The sequence below is a fragment of the Burkholderia sp. Ac-20345 genome (assembly GCF_017104825.1).
GTDB classification, from domain to species: domain Bacteria; phylum Pseudomonadota; class Gammaproteobacteria; order Burkholderiales; family Burkholderiaceae; genus Burkholderia; species Burkholderia lata_B.
Genome location: NZ_JAAGPO010000208.1, coordinates 1 through 17,665, shown reverse-complemented (window position 1 = coordinate 17,665; position 17,665 = coordinate 1). Strand labels below are relative to the sequence as shown.

The 17,665-nt window shown below is 60.2% G+C and carries 12 protein-coding genes and 7 pseudogenes; 12 read left to right on the top strand and 7 right to left on the bottom strand.

All coding sequences use genetic code 11. The annotated features are described in order from the left end of the window. From G3O06_RS40065 to G3O06_RS40030, 8 genes and pseudogenes are all read left to right on the top strand, one after another. The coding region (locus tag G3O06_RS40065) for a glycosyltransferase family 9 protein (protein ID WP_277403780.1) at positions 1-674 on the top strand (674 nt) is incomplete at its 5' end. Between the two features lie 272 nt (positions 675-946). Next, positions 947-1,192: an IS66 family insertion sequence element accessory protein TnpB gene (locus tag G3O06_RS40060; RefSeq protein WP_205819403.1), complete on the top strand. Its 246-nt coding sequence runs from the start codon at positions 947-949 to the stop codon at positions 1,190-1,192. Then, on the top strand, positions 1,189-1,533 hold the full coding sequence (gene tnpB, locus G3O06_RS40055; RefSeq protein ID WP_205819402.1) for an IS66 family insertion sequence element accessory protein TnpB: 345 nt from the start codon (positions 1,189-1,191) through the stop codon (positions 1,531-1,533). Before G3O06_RS40060 ends, tnpB (G3O06_RS40055) begins: the two co-directional genes overlap by 4 nt. A 39-nt stretch (positions 1,534-1,572) precedes the next feature. After that, positions 1,573-3,128 (top strand): annotated as a pseudogene (locus tag G3O06_RS40050) (IS66 family transposase). Positions 3,129-3,518: 390 nt separating this feature from the next. Then, positions 3,519-3,848, top strand: a complete 330-nt coding sequence (locus G3O06_RS40045; protein ID WP_205819401.1) for a putative quinol monooxygenase — start codon at positions 3,519-3,521, stop codon at positions 3,846-3,848. 690 nt (positions 3,849-4,538) lie between these two features. Further along, positions 4,539-5,081, top strand: a complete 543-nt coding sequence (locus G3O06_RS40040) for a transposase (protein ID WP_205819400.1) — start codon at positions 4,539-4,541, stop codon at positions 5,079-5,081. Further along, complete coding sequence (gene tnpB / locus G3O06_RS40035) at positions 5,057-5,407, top strand: IS66 family insertion sequence element accessory protein TnpB (RefSeq protein WP_205819399.1); 351 nt, start codon at positions 5,057-5,059, stop codon at positions 5,405-5,407. Before G3O06_RS40040 ends, tnpB (G3O06_RS40035) begins: the two co-directional genes overlap by 25 nt. A 31-nt stretch (positions 5,408-5,438) precedes the next feature. Continuing rightward, a pseudogene (locus G3O06_RS40030) lies at positions 5,439-6,935 on the top strand (IS66 family transposase). On the opposite strand, the gene G3O06_RS40025 reads toward G3O06_RS40030, so the two are convergent. The 3 genes from G3O06_RS40025 to G3O06_RS40015 are packed head-to-tail and all read right to left on the bottom strand — an operon-like array spanning position 6,883 to position 10,054. Beyond that, the gene (locus tag G3O06_RS40025; protein WP_205819398.1) at positions 6,883-7,881 is read right to left on the bottom strand and encodes a tyrosine-type recombinase/integrase; all 999 of its coding nucleotides are present in this window, start codon (positions 7,879-7,881) and stop codon (positions 6,883-6,885) included. The pseudogene G3O06_RS40030 and the gene G3O06_RS40025 overlap by 53 nt on opposite strands. Further along, the gene (locus G3O06_RS40020; protein WP_205819397.1) at positions 7,878-8,825 is read right to left on the bottom strand and encodes a tyrosine-type recombinase/integrase; all 948 of its coding nucleotides are present in this window, start codon (positions 8,823-8,825) and stop codon (positions 7,878-7,880) included. The genes G3O06_RS40025 and G3O06_RS40020 overlap by 4 nt, the downstream gene beginning before the upstream one ends. After that, the gene (locus G3O06_RS40015; RefSeq protein ID WP_205819396.1) at positions 8,822-10,054 is read right to left on the bottom strand and encodes a site-specific integrase; all 1,233 of its coding nucleotides are present in this window, start codon (positions 10,052-10,054) and stop codon (positions 8,822-8,824) included. Before G3O06_RS40015 ends, G3O06_RS40020 begins: the two co-directional genes overlap by 4 nt. Positions 10,055-10,178: 124 nt before the next feature. Here G3O06_RS40015 and G3O06_RS40010 point away from each other — a divergent pair. After that, a pseudogene (locus tag G3O06_RS40010) lies at positions 10,179-10,424 on the top strand (transposase domain-containing protein); the annotation flags it as partial. A gap of 57 nt (positions 10,425-10,481) precedes the next feature. Here the strand turns inward: G3O06_RS40010 and G3O06_RS40005 are convergent. Together G3O06_RS40005 and G3O06_RS40000 are read right to left on the bottom strand one after the other, a co-directional pair. Continuing rightward, a pseudogene (locus tag G3O06_RS40005) lies at positions 10,482-10,703 on the bottom strand (IS110 family transposase); the annotation flags it as partial. A gap of 285 nt (positions 10,704-10,988) precedes the next feature. Beyond that, positions 10,989-12,100 (bottom strand): annotated as a pseudogene (locus G3O06_RS40000) (IS110 family transposase). 111 nt (positions 12,101-12,211) lie between these two features. On the opposite strand from G3O06_RS40000, the gene G3O06_RS39995 reads away from it, so the two are divergent. Further along, positions 12,212-13,228, top strand: coding sequence for an IS110 family transposase (locus G3O06_RS39995; RefSeq protein WP_205819395.1), 1,017 nt, complete (start codon positions 12,212-12,214; stop codon positions 13,226-13,228). Positions 13,229-13,631: 403 nt separating this feature from the next. Here the strand turns inward: G3O06_RS39995 and G3O06_RS39990 are convergent. Then, positions 13,632-14,423: pseudogene (locus tag G3O06_RS39990) on the bottom strand (IS110 family transposase); the annotation flags it as partial. 723 nt (positions 14,424-15,146) lie between these two features. Continuing rightward, positions 15,147-16,514, bottom strand: coding sequence for a site-specific integrase (locus G3O06_RS39985; RefSeq protein WP_205819394.1), 1,368 nt, complete (start codon positions 16,512-16,514; stop codon positions 15,147-15,149). Between the two features lie 301 nt (positions 16,515-16,815). Here G3O06_RS39985 and msrB point away from each other — a divergent pair, with 301 nt between their 5' ends. Together msrB and G3O06_RS39975 are read left to right on the top strand one after the other, a co-directional pair. Then, on the top strand, positions 16,816-17,346 hold the full coding sequence (gene msrB / locus G3O06_RS39980; protein ID WP_205819393.1) for a peptide-methionine (R)-S-oxide reductase MsrB: 531 nt from the start codon (positions 16,816-16,818) through the stop codon (positions 17,344-17,346). A gap of 35 nt (positions 17,347-17,381) precedes the next feature. Continuing rightward, a pseudogene (locus G3O06_RS39975) lies at positions 17,382-17,665 on the top strand (cytochrome c biogenesis protein DipZ); the annotation flags it as partial.

Here is a 17,665-nt window from a genome sequence, read left to right as displayed (position 1 = left end):
CGTGCCGCGTCGGCTACCAAACGCAGGATCTCGGCGAAACGGGCGCACGCTTCGCGTATTCACATCGCTTTGGCCCTCGACCGGACTGCGACGCGTGGCACGGAATGCGCGTGAGCGCCGGTGAGGCGCTCGGCTACGCGCCTGAGGGCATCGCCACGTACGGCATCGTCCCGCCGCGGGACGTGAACCTGCCGGCGGCCGTAACCGACGACGCACCGTTCATGCTGCTGTTCCACGCGACGTCCAATCCCGACAAGAAATGGCCGGCCGACCACTGGGCTGCACTCGCCACGCAGATGATGGCGCGCGGCGTACGCGTGCTGCTGCCGTGGGGATCGGCTGCCGAGCATGACGACGCACTGGACATTGCCGCGCGCGCGCCGGGCGCGATCGTGCTGCCGGCGATGACGGTGCGCGAGCTCGGCGCGGCGCTCGGCCGGGCCGCGTTCGTGGTGGGGGTTGATACCGGGTTCGTGCACATGGCGCACGCGTTACAGCGACCGACCGTGATGATCTTCGTTGCGACGTCGCGCCACCATTGCGGCATCGGCGGCACACCGAATGCACTGTCGATCGGCGAGCCGGGTGCGCCGCCGTCTGTTAAAGAAGTAATGGTCGCGCTTACCAAAGTTGAAAGCGCCTACAATGAATGCGAACCCTTGGGTTCGTGGTAAGCGCGCCGCCATCACTTCGCATCGGACAAAGCGAGCTTCGTGGTAAGCGTATCGGGAGGACCGTACTTGATCTGATCGGCACGAGACGCCAAAGTGGCTCCCACTATTTTTGAGTAGTGGGAGCCACTTTGGCGTCAGAGAAGACATCAAGCGGTAGCCGTAAGGGCTGTCCGAATCACAGTCCGGAATTCCGGCGTCGAATGGCCGAAGCTGCCTGCGAACCAGGTGTGTCGGTCTCGAATCTTGCTCGATAACACTGTCTGAACGCGAACATGCTGTTTAGATGGCGCCGCGAGTATAGGGCTGCACAAGCTAAGGCAACCGAACTGATTCCGGTGACCGTGGTAACCGAAGTGCCGAGCGTTGTCGTACCAGAGGTGTTGATCGCACAGGAAGTGGCGAAGCCGCCCACGCCGGCCGGTACGATCGAAGTGCGCATCGGTCGCGCCGTGGTCAAGGTAGATGGCGTAGTCGATACTGAGATGTTGCGCGCGGTGCTGGGGAGTTTGAAGTCGTGATCGGCCTGCCGGCGGGTACGCGGGTGTGGATCGCAGCAGGCGTGACCGATATGCGATGCGGCTTTCCTGGTTTGGCGGCGAAGGTTCAGACAGCGCTCGGCGAGAATCCGTTGAGCGGTGACGTGTTCATCTTTCGCGGGCGCCGCGGCGATCTGATCAAGATTTTGTGGGCAACCGACGACGGAGTATGGCTGCTCGCGAAACGGCTCACGAACGGGCGTTTCTTCTGGCCGCAGGCCGACGGTGGCAAGATCTATCTGACGACGGCTCAACTGTCCATGGTTCTCGAAGGTATCGACTGGCGGCAACCTCGCCGAACAGCCGCGTCATCGATGGCGTAGCTGTTGTAAACCGCGCGGGTTGCTCGTAAACCGCGCGGCATGCCGACCGACGATGATCTGCCGGATGACGTTGCGATCCTGAAGGCCTTGCTGATCGAGGCTCGCGCATCGCTTGCCGAGCGCGATCTTGAGATCGTTGATCGGAACCGGGAGATCGAGCGCCTGAAGGCACAAATCGACAAGCTTCGGCGGATGCACTTCGGGCGCAAGTCCGAACAGTTGGACCGGCTCGAAACGCAGCTCGAGAATCTGGCCGGCGAGCAAGGGGTTGCGGACGTTCAACGGGCGCGTGCTCGTGCGTGGAGTTCGGGGGTCTCTAGCAAACCGCCGAAGGAAGCCCTTCCATCCCACCTGCCGCGCGAGGAGCGCGTGCTTGAACCTGACGTGGTCTGTCCGAAGTGTGGCAGCGCAATGCGCCCGCTCGGGGAGGATCTGTCCGAGCAGCTTGCGCGCGTGAGCGCAGCGTTCACGGTGATCCGTACGATCAGACGCAAGATGAGTTGTGTCCGATGCAACCACATTGCACAGCTACCGATGCCCGGGCTGCAGATCGAACGCAGCATTGCTCATCCCAGTTTGCTCGCCGACATCCTCGTCTCGAAGTATGCTGATCACGTTCCGTTATATCGACAGGCAGCCATTGCAGCCCGCGATGGTGTGCGTCTGGATCGAGCCAACATGGCCCGTTGGGTCGGTCAATGCGAAGAACTCTGTCGACCGCTGATCGAAGCGCTACGGCGCTATACGATGGCGCCGGCAAAGCTCCACGCCGACGATACGCCGATTCCGGTGCTCGAGCCTAGCAAGGGTAAAACGTTGACGGGGCGGTTATGGGTCTACGTACGCGATGATCGTCGTTCGGGCTCGACACAACCTGCCGCCGTTTGGTTCGCCTACTCGCCGGATCGCCAGGGCATCCATCCCCAGACCCATCTCGCCGGATTCGAAGGCGTTCTGCAAGCGGACGGCTACAGTGGATTCAACGAGTTGTACGAAAAAGGAAAGGTTCGTCAGGCAGCATGCTGGGATCACGCCCGTCGCTATCTGTTCGAGGTTCACGAGTCTGGACCGTCGGAGTTCACGACGCAGGCACTCGACATGATCGGCGAGCTTTACTGTATCGAGGCTGAGATCCGTGGCAAGCCACCCAATGAACGGCTACGCGAGTCCGCCAAGAAAAAAGCAAACCTCTGCTCTCGTGCCTCGAAGCGCGCCTGAGAACGAAGTTTGAGACGCTCTGGCCGAAGGCCCCGCTGGCTGCCGCGATCAACTACTCGCTCAACCGTTGGGAGGCACTCTTGCTGTTCTGTGACGACGGCCGTGTCGAAATCAGCAACGTGCTGGCTGAGAATGCCCTGCGCTGCGTGAGCCTCGGGAGAAAAAACTTCCTGTTCGCCGGTTCCAACAGCGGCGGAGAACGAGCGGCTGCGATGTACAGTCTCATCGGCACGTGCAAGCTCAACGGGATCAACCCGCGCGTCTACCTCGAATACATGCTCACGCACATCGCCGATCACAAGATCACCTGTATCGACGAACTGCTACCCTGGAACACTACTAAGCTGCTGCCCCCGATCCCAAGCATGTCGAACTGATCCGTATTGCCCGCGGCAGGCATAGCCTGCCGCGCTCCGCCCCCCCATATCTAATTTCAAACTTCACTTCGGTGAACGCGCACATACACCAGAATTGACGATTGCTCACTGAATACGGTATGTGACAAGCGCCCGCTGGTCGCGCAAAGATAAAGAACCCGGTGTAATTGACGAGCCCCGGCCGCTTGAGTTACCGTAGGACCATGCAACCTAATCAGATTTCTCTCGTAATCGTCACCATAACGACGACCACAGGCAACTGTGGGTCGTCTTGGAAGCGCGTGCGGTAATTCCGTAGTTGCATAGTACCAAGCGCCCCGCTGGCAATAGACGGGGCTCTTTGCGTTTACGGCTCATCGTCTCTCGCTAGCATCACACTAGGATGGAGTTATGAACGAAGTAAATCAAAGCCGAAATAGCGAACGCGAGGTAATGCTTGTTATCTTGATTGAAACTTTGCCTGGCAAACGCCACGAGCAAATTGCTGCATATGAAAAGTTAGCCCCAATTGTTCGCGCGGAGACTGGGTGTCTCCAGTACGATCTTCATAGCGTGGGCGGCGACAGCAATAATTTCGTCTTGATTGAGCGATGGGCATCAACTGAAGCCTTGTCAGCTCACGATGTGACGCCTCATATGATCGCAGCTGATGCGTATAGCTCGACCTTCAGGGCGGCACCTGCCAAGGTGCTACAACTGGCTCCTAATAGCGTTGCGTAGTCGATCTGGTGAAGTTTCCCTGACTCGTCGACGATCCAAGTGACGAAATGACGGGCGACTTGTCAACCGAATGAACTCCGCCAGCGGCAGGCGCAGCCTGCCGCGCTACGCGCCGCATGTCCAGGAAATTTTGGACGGCCATCACGCGACGCTTACGCTTCGTGAACGGCGTCGAGGCATTCGTCGACGGCGACCGGCTGCAAATTTGTCCATGGCACGACAGAGGTAGTCTTCGACGTACAGCCTGGACCACTCAACCGTCACGTAGAAACAGTAGCTGGGCGACCTGACCATCAAGATGTCGATGGAGCACACTGCAGCGGTGACGTGATTTACGGCTGGCGCTAACGTGACTGCCCAGAGATGAAGGGGGACATAGCCCTTTATATGAACGCCTCCCGTTTGCGAAGGGTGTTCGTGTGCTCTGACTGCGACAGGATGGGTTGCAGCTTTATATCCGGGCTTGTTGCAGCCTGATACGCTGCGGCCCACCATGAAATCCGCTGACCCGCACCTCATTTACTTAGCGAGCTAGAAGCTCGACGGGCTATTCAGGTTTGGCGGGTCCCGGTCCGACCTGTCTTGTCATTACTTACGATTGCAAGCGCAACCTTTTGACGTATCACCCTGTAATAGTTGATCGTAAGCCGTCAATAAACGACGCCCTACCAATGGTAGGCAGAAGGTCAGATGCTAAGTGTCCGCGTGGACACATGCACTCAGACCGTGATGACAGAAAAACAGGACCTTCGAAGCAGATTGGTAGTTGGCCGTCGACGGGATGGTCGGCGGGAATTTGATGAAGAGGCCGTGCGGGAGCTGGTCGAGTTTTGCCTGAAGCCGGGGGTATCGATCGCCCGGGCGGCCATGGACCATGATGTCAATCCGAACCAGTTGCGTCGCTGGATCTCGCGTCATCAGCAGCATACGCTGCAAACACCACCGAGACCGGACCCGCTGGTGATAGACGGCGTATCGATCGACATCCCGGGTTCGGCACGTCGTGTTCCGATGAGTGAAGCGCAGGCATTTGTCCCTGTCGTCACCGCGCCATTGACAGTGCCTGCCGTTTTCCCAGCATTGCTACCGGACACGTCGTTGATGGCGCTCTCGTTACATGTGCGCCTGTCGAATGGTGTCGAATTCGATCTTGGCGAGGCGAGTGTCGATGAGCTGGCCACGGTGATCCAGATGCTCGGGAGGCTGCCGTGTTCCGGTTCGACGAAGGGCTGAAGGTCTACCTGCATCGCGATCCGGTCGACTTCCGCATGGGCATCAACGGGCTGTCGATCCTGGTCGAACAGGTGATGCGCCTGAACCCGATGACTTCGGCGCTGTTCGTCTTCGGCAACCGCCGTCGCGATCGTATCAAGATTCTCGGCTGGGGCGGCAACGGCTTCTGGTTGCTGCTCAAGCGACTCGAAGCCGATCGCTTCATCTGGCCGAACGGAAGCGACACGATCACGCTCACCGCCGAGCAGTTGCACTGGCTACTCGACGGAATCGACCTGGCCGTGATCCAGAAGCATCCCCAGCGATATTACGCGCGGATGAGCTGAACACCACGCGGGTGACATGGTCTAATCGGCCATGCCGTACAGCGCCGTCATGCCGAGTGTTGAGGAATACCAGGCACTGCTCGCCGAACGTGATGCGCTGCGCGGTGAGCTTCGGCTCGTGACGGCTCAGCGCGATCTGGCCGAAGAGAAACTGCGGGCCTACAAGCACGAACTGTTCGGTGCATCGAGCGAGGCGCGCCATGCCGATCAGCTCGGCCTGTTCAACGAAGCCGAGGCGCTGTCGATGGCTACCGACGCGCCCGCGCGCGAGGACGTGCCCGGCACATCGGTCGCCGCCCAAACGCGAGGCAAAAAACGCGGGCGCAAACCACTCGATCCGAACCTGCCGCGCGAGGTCGTGCGGCACGAGCTGCCCGAGTCGGAGCGGTTCTGCGTGCATGACGGCCATGCCCTCGTCGAGATCGGCGTGGAAACGAGCGAACAACTCGACGTGATTCCCGAGCAAGTGCGCGTCGTTCAGCACCAGCGAGTCAAGTACGCGTGCCCTTGCTGTGACCTCGGCATTAAGGTCACGCCGGCGCCGACGCGCATCATCCCGCGCGGGCTGCTCACGGAATCTGCGCTGGCGTGGATCATCACCGGCAAGTACCAGTACGGCATGCCGCTGTATCGCCAGGCTACGCTGCTGCGCCGCTTCGGCGGCGACATCTCGTCGAATACGCTGGCAGCGAGCGTGGTGCGGGTGGGACTGGCCACGCAGCCGGTGATCAACCTGATGCGTGACGCGCTGCTCGAATCCGAGCTGATCTACGGCGACGAGACAACGTTCCAGGTGTTGAAGGAGCCCGGACGACGTCCGCAGGCGAAAAGTTATCTCTGGGCGCAGGTCAACGGCTCGGGGCCGCCGGTTCGGATGTTCTCGTACTCGCCGGGGCGTGGCGCCCAGCATGCGCAGAAGCTCTATGCCGGCGTGCAGCCTGGCACCGTGCCGATGACGGACGGGTACTAGCTCTACAACGGCATCGCCCACGATCACCAGCTCGTGCATCTCGGATGCTGGGCACACGTGCGCCGCGGCTTCATCAAGGCCGAGGAGTCGGTGCCGAAGGCCGCACGCTCGCCTGATCTGCTAGCGACGCGCTTCGTTGCGCTGATCGGCAAGCTGTTCGCAGCCGAGGCACGAAGCGCGAAGTGGACGCCGGAGCGCCGGCAGCGATTGCGTACCAGGTACAGCGTCCGTGTGCTTGCCACCGTCGAACGCATGCTAGTCGTGCATCTGCCGACTGTCGTGCCGTCGAGTTTGCTCGGCAAGGCGTTGCAGTACACGAGCGGGCAGTGGCCCAAACTGGTCCGCTACGTCGGTAACGGCAACTGGCCGATCTCGAACAACTGGGTTCATGCCGCTAGCGGCATGAACCCAGTTATGCCGACTCCCCAATTATGCCGCGTCGTGAATCCACGCACACGACGGTTGGGGGGATCCCTGTTCCCGAGCGCTCGGATTGTCGGCATTATCAGAGAGCCTCCAGGAATGCGAGCAACGGATCAGGAGGTTTGTAGCGTGTAGGCGCGATACCGTTCGCCGTGGCGTGCGCGAGCGCGCGTTCCTTGAGTTGCATGTCGGCGTGCAAGTAGATCTGGGTAGTCTCGGAGGACTCGTGACCGAGCCAGAGCGCGATCACGGTCAGGTCGACGCCGTGATGCATCAGGCTCATCGCGGCCGTGTGCCGAAGCGTGTGAGGCGTTATTGATTTTTTCTTCAGCGAGGGGCACGAGAGACGCGCGATTTCTGCGTTGCGCGAAACGAGTCGCTGAAGAGCATCGGCACTGAGATGACCGCCGCGTAAACTGGGGAAGACTGGATCACCTGGTTCGCCCGGTTGATACAGCAGCCATTCTTTCAGGACGGCAACGACATCGGGGCGCAGCGGAGTGCATCTCATCTTTCTGCCTTTGCCAACGCAACGGACGTGGGCACCTGTGCCGAGCATCACATCCTGGCGCCGGAGTGTGGTCAGTTCGCTGTTGCGCAGACCCGTCTGAACCGCTACAAGAAGCAGCGTCCGGTCGCGGTTGCCGACCCACGTTTGTACGTCAGGCGCCCCTACCAGAGCCGCGGCCTCGCCCTCGGTCAGAAACTCAACAGGTCCGTGCTCGCAGCGTTTGGATGGAATTGCAAGAATACGCTGGCACTGCAGAAACAACGCAGGCTCGTTGACCGCGACAAACCGGAAGAACGCATGCACGGCGGCAAGCCGCGTGTTGCGTGTCCGCACAGAATTACCTCTGCCGTGTTCGAGGTGCTGCAGGAATTCCTCGATCAACGACACGTCGAAGTCCTCGATTCGCAGCAGCTTCGACGGTGCGCGCCCGATATGCTTCGTGGCGAACGCTAGCAGCAACCGGAACGTATCGCGGTAGCTCGCAACCGTATGCGAACTCAGGCCTTGCTGCTCGAGCAGGCGTTGGGTGAAGAAACGCTGAACGAGGGATGGAAGATCGGCGGCGCTCATGGCTGCTCTCCCGGCCGGTCCCTGCCGAGATAGCCTGCAGCGAGTTCAAGCAACTCGGGAACCGCTTCGATGTACCAGTACGTAAGACCGATGTTGACGTGTCCGAGGTAGGTGGCAAGCTTCGGTAATTCCCGGCTTACGTCCAGACCGGTGCGATACCACTCGACCAGCCTTCCAGTCGCGAAGCTATGCCGGAAGTCCTGGAGGCGCGGGCCGTAACCATCGCGCCCATCCTCTGTCGCCAATCGCAGACCGACAGCGCGCGACATTCTGACGAACATGCTTCGTGCAGTGCCGGCCTTCAGCCGCTTGCCGCGCTCACTAACCAGGAACGCTTCGCTCAATCGTAAAGGGCAGAGTTGATCGCGTTTCCGGGCATAGTGTTCGAGTGCCATCCGGGTCGACTCTGCTACAGGAACAAAGCGCGATTTGCCGAACTTCGATTCCCGGATGGAGAGTATCCCGCTGACGAGATCAACGTCGGACCGGTTGAGCCGAAGCACTTCGCCCGGCCTGAGCCCCGTTGCCACAAGGAGCCCTATGAGCGTCGAATAGGTCAGTGCTCGCATACCGGTTCGGGAGCGCAGATGGGCGGCCTGAGTCATAAGCAGGTCAATTTCCTGCTCAGTGTAAATATGCGGGGCATTGCGCCGTCTGCGGGCGCTCAGGAGTCCTTCTGGAGGAATCTGGTTTCGACTGTCAATGACGTTCATCCATCTGGCGAATCCCCTGACTTGGGAGAGGCGCCGTCCCCGGGTGGCGCGTTCGACGAGCGTGGGCGTCATCGCCCAGCGCAGAGCCAGATCGGTGGTAATGAACTCGGCGCCTTCGCGCTCCAGAAGGTCAACGAAATGACCAAGTGCCAACGCAGGCTCATAGAATGACGCCCCGAGAGCACGGCGGACCGCCACGTATCGTGCGAGAGAATCGCGAATCGCAGTCATATTGCACCTCCCGCTATGGGCCATGAGCGCGCGATCCCACGCAGGTCCTCAAACGCGACCTTTGCATAGATCGCGGTACTGTCCTGTGAGCGGTGTCGCAAGACCTCGGCTATTTCCGTGATCGAGGCGCCGTGGCGAATCATCGTCGTCGCAAGACCGTGACGGAACAGATGTGCGGCGCCCCGGCACGCGGGGCGGAAACCGGCACGCGCGAAGGCCTGACAGACAATCTTGCCAATCGCCGCCGGCCCTGCCAGACCAACCCGAGGTGCCAATCTTCGAAGGAAGACGCGCCGCGATGCACTCGATCCGCGAGCATCGCGGAGATATGTTGCGATTGCTTCTCCGACCTCCGATGGCAGGGGGACGTGCTCGACCATCTGCCCCTTGCCATGAACGACGAGTTCCCCCGAACGCCAGTAAATGTCGTCAAGTTCGATGGCAACGATTTCTCCGGCACGTAGGCCGAGCCGCGCTAACAACAGCAGGATTGCATAGTCGCGGCGCCCAGTCAGAGTCGAGCGGTCTGCAGTTGCAATAAGCGCTTCTTGCTGCTCCAGCGTGAGGAACGTGGGCACGGTTGACTGTCGCCACTTACGAACTGGGGGCACAGACTCATACAGGTCTCGTGCCGTATAGCCGCGCAGAAAGAGGAAATGGCAGAACGAGCGAAGCGCAACTGCCATCAGCCGCATGTACTCTGACGACCGGCCTTTGCTGCGGGCAAGAAGATGATTCCGGATCGATACCGCGTCAAATGTGTCTGGCAATAAGCTTCCGTCGCCGGCCGCGTGGCTGTCGAGGAAGTCGCGAATGAACGGGCCATAGACGAGAAGAGAGTTCTTCGCGAGTCCACGATCCTGCCTCAGATAGTTTAGGTATCGGCCATAAATGTGCGCGATCGCGGACTGGCGGCCCAACGTCGGCGGGCACACAATGGCTTCGGCACGCAGATAGGCGAGAAACTGCCGTAATGTGGGACGCGCACGCTGGACACGGTCTCGTGATGCGTAGATCATGCGCTTTATAAAGCGAGCCGTGACAGACTCATCGAGATCAGTCAGGTCGATGTTCCTGTTCTTCATCCACCCCGAGAACGCGCACAGGACTCTTCGTTTCTTGCGAAGCGATACCTCGGAATAGTGCGCCGTCCGTAGACGATCAAGAAATGCATCGATGTGATGAGCCGGCAGCCCACCGGATTCGCTGACTGTGCGTGTCGCATTCATCTGATCTCTCCTGGCCAGCGCCATAGCCAGCCGGAGAAATCATACGTTTATGCCGACACAGCGATCATGAAAGGCCATATCCACCGCCACACGCATGCACGACGCGGCATAATCGGGGAGTCGGCATAACCTGTGCGAGAACGCGATCCGACCGTTTGTCGTCGGCCGCAAGGCCTGGCTGTTCTCCGACACGGTCGCCGGCGCGCAGGCCAGTGCCAACCTGTACTCCCTCGTCGAGACCTGCAAGGCGAACGGCGTCGAGCCGTATCGCTATCTGGTCTGGCTGTTCACCAGGCTGCCACTTGCCGCGACCGCCGACGACTACGTCGATCTCATGCCTTGGAGAATGCCTGCCGCCCTCAACCTCTGAGGGGCGTCGTTAAAAGACCGCATACAGTTGATCTTCCTGCTACGCAACGCCGTTCGGTCAAACCGGTTTCACGCTCACGTAGCCCTTTTCGTACGGCCTGTCATGCGCCAGAATCGCCCAGATCGTGCGGGCTATCCTGTTCGCCGGTGCCACGATCGCCACATTCAGCGGTCGACGCTTCCTGATCCCTTCAGCCCACGGCCCCGGTTCCTTCGTGAGGCACAGCACAGCCCGGGCACCATGAATCAGCAGCTTGCGCAGATACGTGTCACCGCGCTGATATGACTCCCGGTGTCAATCGGAATCGGTTTTCAAGATCTACTCCATAGGTAGAGCAAATTTCCTGAGGGCGGCGTAGCAGTAAATCTCGACGGTGGATCAAGCTGATATTCGCGGGTTGGTTACCGCATTACAGAGGTCCGTCTCATGAGACTGCCGCTTCCTTACTACGCAAGTCGACTGATGTCGTTGCCAAACGCGGTCGCGGGTTACTCGAATACCGGGCTGCGCCGCCTTCAGGAAACTTCCGATGCTGGTTGGCTTTTCGTCAACTATGTCCTCCGTTTATGCGGCTTGTTCGCTGTACGGTGCGGCCAGAGTCATTCCCAGTCGACCGACGTCCCAGATGAAGGCTGCCAGTTCGCGCGCGACAGCGATGATGGCGACATGTGCGGTCTTCCCTCTGGCGACGAGCTTACGATATCGCCTGCACAGCCTCAGCTGCGCGTCCCAGGCACGATCGATTATCGGTTTGGGTAGACCTTCATGCCGGCGCTGGATATCGATGCTCACGCGTGCCGGATGTCGATAGCTCCAGGCGGATTCAACCAGCAGCTTACGTGCACAGCTGTTGCCGGTCTTGGTAATGCTACCTAGGCGTCGTTTCCCACCCGAGGAATGCTCCGAAGGCGTCACGCCAATCCATGCCATCAGTTGCCGTGGATGTTCGAAACGCGTGAGGTCACCCAGTTCGGACACCAAGCCGATTGCCGACGTGAAGTTGATGCCGCGCATCGCTTGCAAAGCAAGTACGACTGGATAGAACCGCCAATTGGTGACGGCTTCACGCAAAGCCAGTTCTAGCCGCTCGCATTGCGCGAGCCGATCCTCAATCGAGCGCCGATGTTCGTTGAACGCCAGTTGCTGCCAGGCGCTGTCAAACGAGAACGTACTTAACCAGCGCCTGTGTGTCGGCCCCCAGTTGGGACGGCCGAGATAGTGGACGCCGTGGGCCAGCAGAAAGGATTGAGCCTGCAGCGTGCTGCCTTCAGGTCTTCTCTGGCAGCCGACCAGGCGCGGGCCAGGTCGCGGAACGCTTCATCTTCAACCGTCGGCACATGCACGGCTGAGAGGTCGCCGGCGCGCAGCGAGCGCACCAGCTTGATCGCGTCACGGCGGTCCGTCTTGACGCGATCACCTGGCTTGCACGGAATAAGCGACGGAGCGCACACCATACAGTCAAAACCTTTATCGACCAGCCGCCGGTACAGTCCGTATCCGCACGGGCCCGCTTCGTAGACGAAACAGATCTGCCGCGCCTTTGGTTGCAGTTTCTTGCACAGCCGATCAACGTTAATTTGCATGGTGCCGATCTTGCCGAACAGTTCCACTTCGCCCATCTCGATCGCGTACGCAACCGTGATCGAATCTTTGTGAACGTCCAGTCCCACGTACAACGAATGAAATGGACCTCCCCGTCCCGAGGCTGCGGCGGAAGCCGCGAATCGGCATCAACGTGCCATGATGAAGTTCTCGACCTTCATCAACACCAACAGGAGGGGAAGTCCATGCCTATTGTGACCATCGGAATCGACCTTGCCAAGAATGCTTTCGCCGTTCACGGCGTGGACGAGGTTGGCAAGGCGTTGCTGATCAAGCCACGTGTATCGCGCGAACAACTGGTAACCTTGATTGCACAATTGCCGCCGTGCGTCATTGGCATGGAAGCATGCTCCGGCGCGCATTACTGGGCTCGTGTATTCCAACAACACGGCCATACAGCCAAGTTAATGGCGCCCAGGCTCGTGGCGCCTTATCGCATGTCGGGGAAGCGCGGCAAGAACGATGCGGCGGATGCGGCCGCCATTTGCGAGGCGGTAACCCGTCCGAGCATGCGTTTCGTACCGCTGAAAGACGAGCATCAGCAGGCGATGCTCTGCCTGCATCGGACCCGGCAGGGATTCGTCGAGGAACGAACCGCTGCCTACAACCGGATGCGTGGCTTGCTCGCCGAATTCGGCGTCGTGCTGCCTCGGAGCCCGGAGCGACTGCGAAGAGAGATCACGCCACATCTGGACATCCTGCCGGGTTGGGCCCGGCGCTGCATCAGCGATTTGCTTGAGCATGCCGGCAACATTGAGGATCGGCTTGAAGAATACGATCGAGCAATCAGCGGAATCGCCCGTGACGACGAGCGCAGCAAGCGACTCATGAGACTGCGAGGCATCGGTCCGACCACAGCGAGCGCGCTGCTCGCGAGCCTCGGTGGAGGACATGATTTCAGGAACGGTCGCCAGGTAGCGGCTTGGCTCGGGCTCACGCCCGGCCAACACAGCAGCGGAGGCAAGGCCCGGCTGGGCAGCATCACGAAAGCGGGCGATGCCTATCTGCGCAGCCTGCTGGTCCTCGGAGCTCGCGCCGTCATCGCCAATCTCGGCGAGAAGCAGGACCGCTTGAGCCGCTGGGTCCGAGGCCTAGTCGAACGCCGCGGATATTGGCGTGCGGCCGTCGCGATTGCGGCCAAGAATGCAAGGATGGCCTGGGCGATCCTGAAATCGAAAATGACAACAGCCATGACCAGATAGAAGATCACTTTGCACTGCCAGCGGTGATGTGAAGCGGGTTGGACCCGCGTGGGGCGTACCTGGGATAGCACGGGGGATTTAACTCCCGAACAGCGAGCGAGGTCCTCGCGCGCGTCTTTCATCAGGGTCCGGACCATTGGTCCAATATGACCGGTTGTAGTACAGCAGTCCTTCACCTTCTCACACGCACCAGTACGGCATTGCATCAATGCATCAACCGAAAACCACGCTCGAGCTTGCGCTCAACGGGGAAGCCCTTGTAGTGCTATCGTTTTCCACGCTGGCCTCCGTGTCGGAAATCGCCGGGTGCGGCCTGTCCGCACCGTGCGGCTCTGGCAGACATGCTAACCCGCGTTTGATGCCGCGCGGCAGGCCAGCCTCTACCTCACGGAAGTCATACTGACTTGCTGATGCCCAGCAACTGGACTTTGCCGCCCGAGCCCGTTTGCTTGGGCACCAGTCCGATCCAGGCTGCGAATTCGCGCCCGGACCGAAACGTCTTCGCATCGCCCATCGTCGCGACAGCCGCTGTCGCCGTCAGGAGACCTACGCCCGGTATCACCGCGATCGCCTTGCATGCCTTGTCCTCTCTCATCCACATCTGTAAGCGCCGTTCGATGCCGGCAATCTGCTTATCCAGCTCCGCCAGCCCGTTCCACTGCTCGCGCAGCGTGTCGATCAGGATCGACGGAAGACGATCGACCAGTCGCTCCAGTACGCTCGGTATCGCTTTGTCCAGCGCGGCTCGGCCTTTGCCCATCACTTCGCCGTACTCGGTCAGCAGGCCGTTGATCTGCATCGTGCGGAACTTCACCAGTTGCTCGCGCATCCGGTGCAGACCCAGCACCGCCTGTTGCGTTTCCGTCTTCACCGCGACTGACCTTTCTGCGTGCTGCACGGCAAGCCAGATCGCTGTCGCATCGACCGCGTCGTTCTTGTTGCCCATCACGAACGCCTTCACGAATTTCCCCGGCATCAGCTTCACCTCATGGCCCATCGCCGTGAGCTTGCGGGCCCAGTACTGCAAGCCCCCGCAGGCTTCCATTCCGATCAGGCAGGGAGCCCGGTTCGAGAAATGCTCGATGAATACAGCACGCTTCACCGGCTTGTTCACGATCTCGCCCGTCTCTGCGCCGATGTAATGGAGTTGCATCACGTTCTTTGCGATGTCCGCACCCACTGTCATCTGCTTCATGTCGGAGCCTCCGGTTTACCAGGAAAACCTCTATGGTCTTCCATCTGGGCACTCTGATTCCGTCGGTCCGTGAGGCTCCGCCTTCCTGCCGGCTCCCACCGATCACGGGTGGGAGGCGTTCATATCATTTACTATGTTCCTCTTCAGTTCGCCGAATCCCACCTCGAAATGGACCACTTCGACAGAGCGCATCGTGGCGCCCCTCACTGGCAACCACGCACGTCCTATCGCGCTTCCTAAAGTTTCTACGTAGAAACCATCAGACTTCGCACATGCACCACGCGTTGGCCGTGCTAGCTTGCAAACTCATCGATCAATCAATGCGCATCAGACGTTCGCCGGATTCGCCACTGCAGTCTGACAGCGGTCATCTCTCCGCCAGATTCAATCGGCAAGCCAGATGCTGTAGAATGATTGTGCGAGCATATTGGACAATGTAGCGATCGGCTCAACCACTGCATCCGTTACAGAGCGCCGCAAGTGCACGATGACGCTCGAGCAACAGACGACGGATCTGATCGGTAGGAAGTAGTAGCAATTGCGTCTGCAGCCGACGACACAAGACTGAGGTGCTTTCGCATTGCTTTATCGATGGTCGAGGCAAAAATCCGAAGTCGGATCGAGCGTTGTCACCGACGACGCGCATCGACGAATCTTCGTGCTGTTGGATAAACAGCCCGTCGTCGATCGGATATGAATGCCTGGGTTGATTGAGACCGTGGACTACGACTTGAACAGAAAGCGCACGTTTCTCGTATCTTCGCCCAGCAATTCCGACAGGCGATCGCCCCATCGCTGCCATGCGTCGCGCATTTGCGCACCATAATCGAACTGCAGATAGATCCGATCAAGCGGCTCGTTACGCGCGTGATTCAGGCACCGATGCACGACGCTTTCCGGAATGCCTAGCGACTGCATCATCGTTGCGCACGTGCGACGCAGGTCATGGCATTTCCACTGACCACCCGAGACAATAAGCGTATCCGTTGCTGTCGTGCGACCTTCGGTCGATACACCCTTCCCGCGTTGTCGGTCACGGATCGCCTTGCACGTTGTGTGGATAGTAACGTGCGGAATCTTGCCCTGTTGCGACGGAAATACGTATTCGCGACGCACGTCGCCCTCGGGCAATCCAGCGCGCACAATCTGCTGTGCCGCAAACTGCGCAAGGACGAAATCGGAAAGATGAATCGTAATCGCCGCGCTTGACTTCGTGTGTTCCTTTGGAATCCTCCACGTCCGTGCCTTGAAGTCAAGATCAGCCCATCGAGTCACGAGTGTTTCACCGACACGCGTTCCGCAAGCAAGCATCACCCATACCGCTGACTCAATGGAGCGCGGAAGCCGTGCAGCCGGCATAAGTTCACCGAGCGCGCGAATTTCGTCGTCCGACAGCGTGCGATGGCGTTCATTGTCGCGTACCGGGTCGTAATCACCTGCAACGACATCCTCCTTTGCGAGCGCGAGCACATCACAATCGATCAGCAAGCGTTTCCACGGCTGGTTGCGCTCGCCCCATCGGATCATTTGCTGGACGGCCCCCAAGACCTCGACTGCGCGCCGGTTGTATCCCGCGTCGGAAATCGCGGTAAGCAGCGGCAGAACATTCGAAGCAAACACGCCTGCAATCTTGTGTGTACGGAGGGCCGGCAGCACATGTTTTTCCATCGCACTTCGAAGCATCCTACCGCCATCCTTTCGGCCTTTCTTACCGCGCTTCTTGTTGACGGTCGCGAACCAAGTATCGAACAAATCGCCGAACGTGAGCTCCGCTGTCGTCGCTTTTTCAACCTTGGCCTGTCGTTCACGCTTCTCCGCTTCGAGATAGTCCACACCGTCGCGCGCCTGTGAACGAATTGTCGCTGCGGCTGCGCGTGCATCCTCTAGCGACAACCGTTCGTCAGTCATGGTGCGCCCCCACGCCTTGCCGAGCGGCTTATCGCGTTGCTTGCCATTGATGCTGACGCGAACCAGCCAGGTTTTCGAGCCATCCGGGCCGATGCGCAGGAACAGCCCTCGCCCATCCGACAGGAAATACAGCTTCCCGGTCGCCTTTGCGGCTTCGATTTGCTTAACCGTCAGACCACCCACGATCGCCCTCCTTTGATATCGCAATCAGGTCGGCCCGTGCCTCTCTAAGCAGAGCCTACCCCACATCGCAAACACTAAAAAAACACTAAAAAGTTGCGGCTCGTGGAGGATTTCCGTGGAACTTGGCGGACCATAAATTTCCAACAAACCCTTGTCAGACGGGGCTTTGATGGATTTCAACGGATCTAGCCGGATCACCCAGAAAACAATCACAATTCATTTAACTTTCCGTGAGGACTTCGACACCGGCCGCTGACTACGATGGGCGCATGTTTTCAGGACCTGCCGCCAGGAGCCCATCATGCCCACCCGCAGACATCTGCTGTTCGCCGGCGCCACCGGCCTCGCCGTGCTCGCGACCCTGTCGTCCGTCGGCCGCCGCGCGCTGGCCGGCCGTGCGTTTGCCGCGCCGCCAGCCACCCCGCAGACGGCCGCCCCTTTTGAGGTCACCCTCAGCGACGCCGAATGGCATCGTCGGCTCACCCCCGCCCAGTACTCGGTCCTGCGCGAAGCCGGCACCGAGCGGCCGTACACCAGCCCGCTGAACGACGAGCACCGGCAAGGCACGTTCGCGTGCGCCGGCTGCAACCTCGCGCTGTTCTCGTCGGCCACCAAGTTCGACAGCCATACGGGCTGGCCGAGCTTCTGGAAGCCGCTCGACCACGCGGTCGGCACCCACACCGACGCGTCGTTCGGGATGATCCGCACCGAAGTGCACTGCCGCCGCTGCGGCGGCCATCTCGGCCACGTGTTCGACGACGGCCCGCAGCCCACCGGCCTGCGCTACTGCATGAACGGCCTCGCGCTCGCCTTCCACCCCGCCGCCGCCTGATCCGGCCCCACTCCCGACCGACTGGAGAACGCACCATGCTGCTCATCGTCCTTGCCTACCTCGGCGGCGTACTCACGATCCTGAGCCCGTGCATCCTGCCCGTGCTGCCGTTCGTGTTCGCGCGCGCCGACCAGCCGTTCGTGCGCTCCGGCCTGCCGCTGCTCGCCGGCATGGCGCTCACGTTCGCCGTCGTCGCGACGCTCGCCGCCGTCGGCGGCGGGTGGGTCGCGCAAGCCAACCAGGCCGGCCGCTGGGTCGCGATCGTGCTGCTGGCGGTATTCGGCCTGACGCTGCTGATGCCGCGCCTCGCGGAGCACCA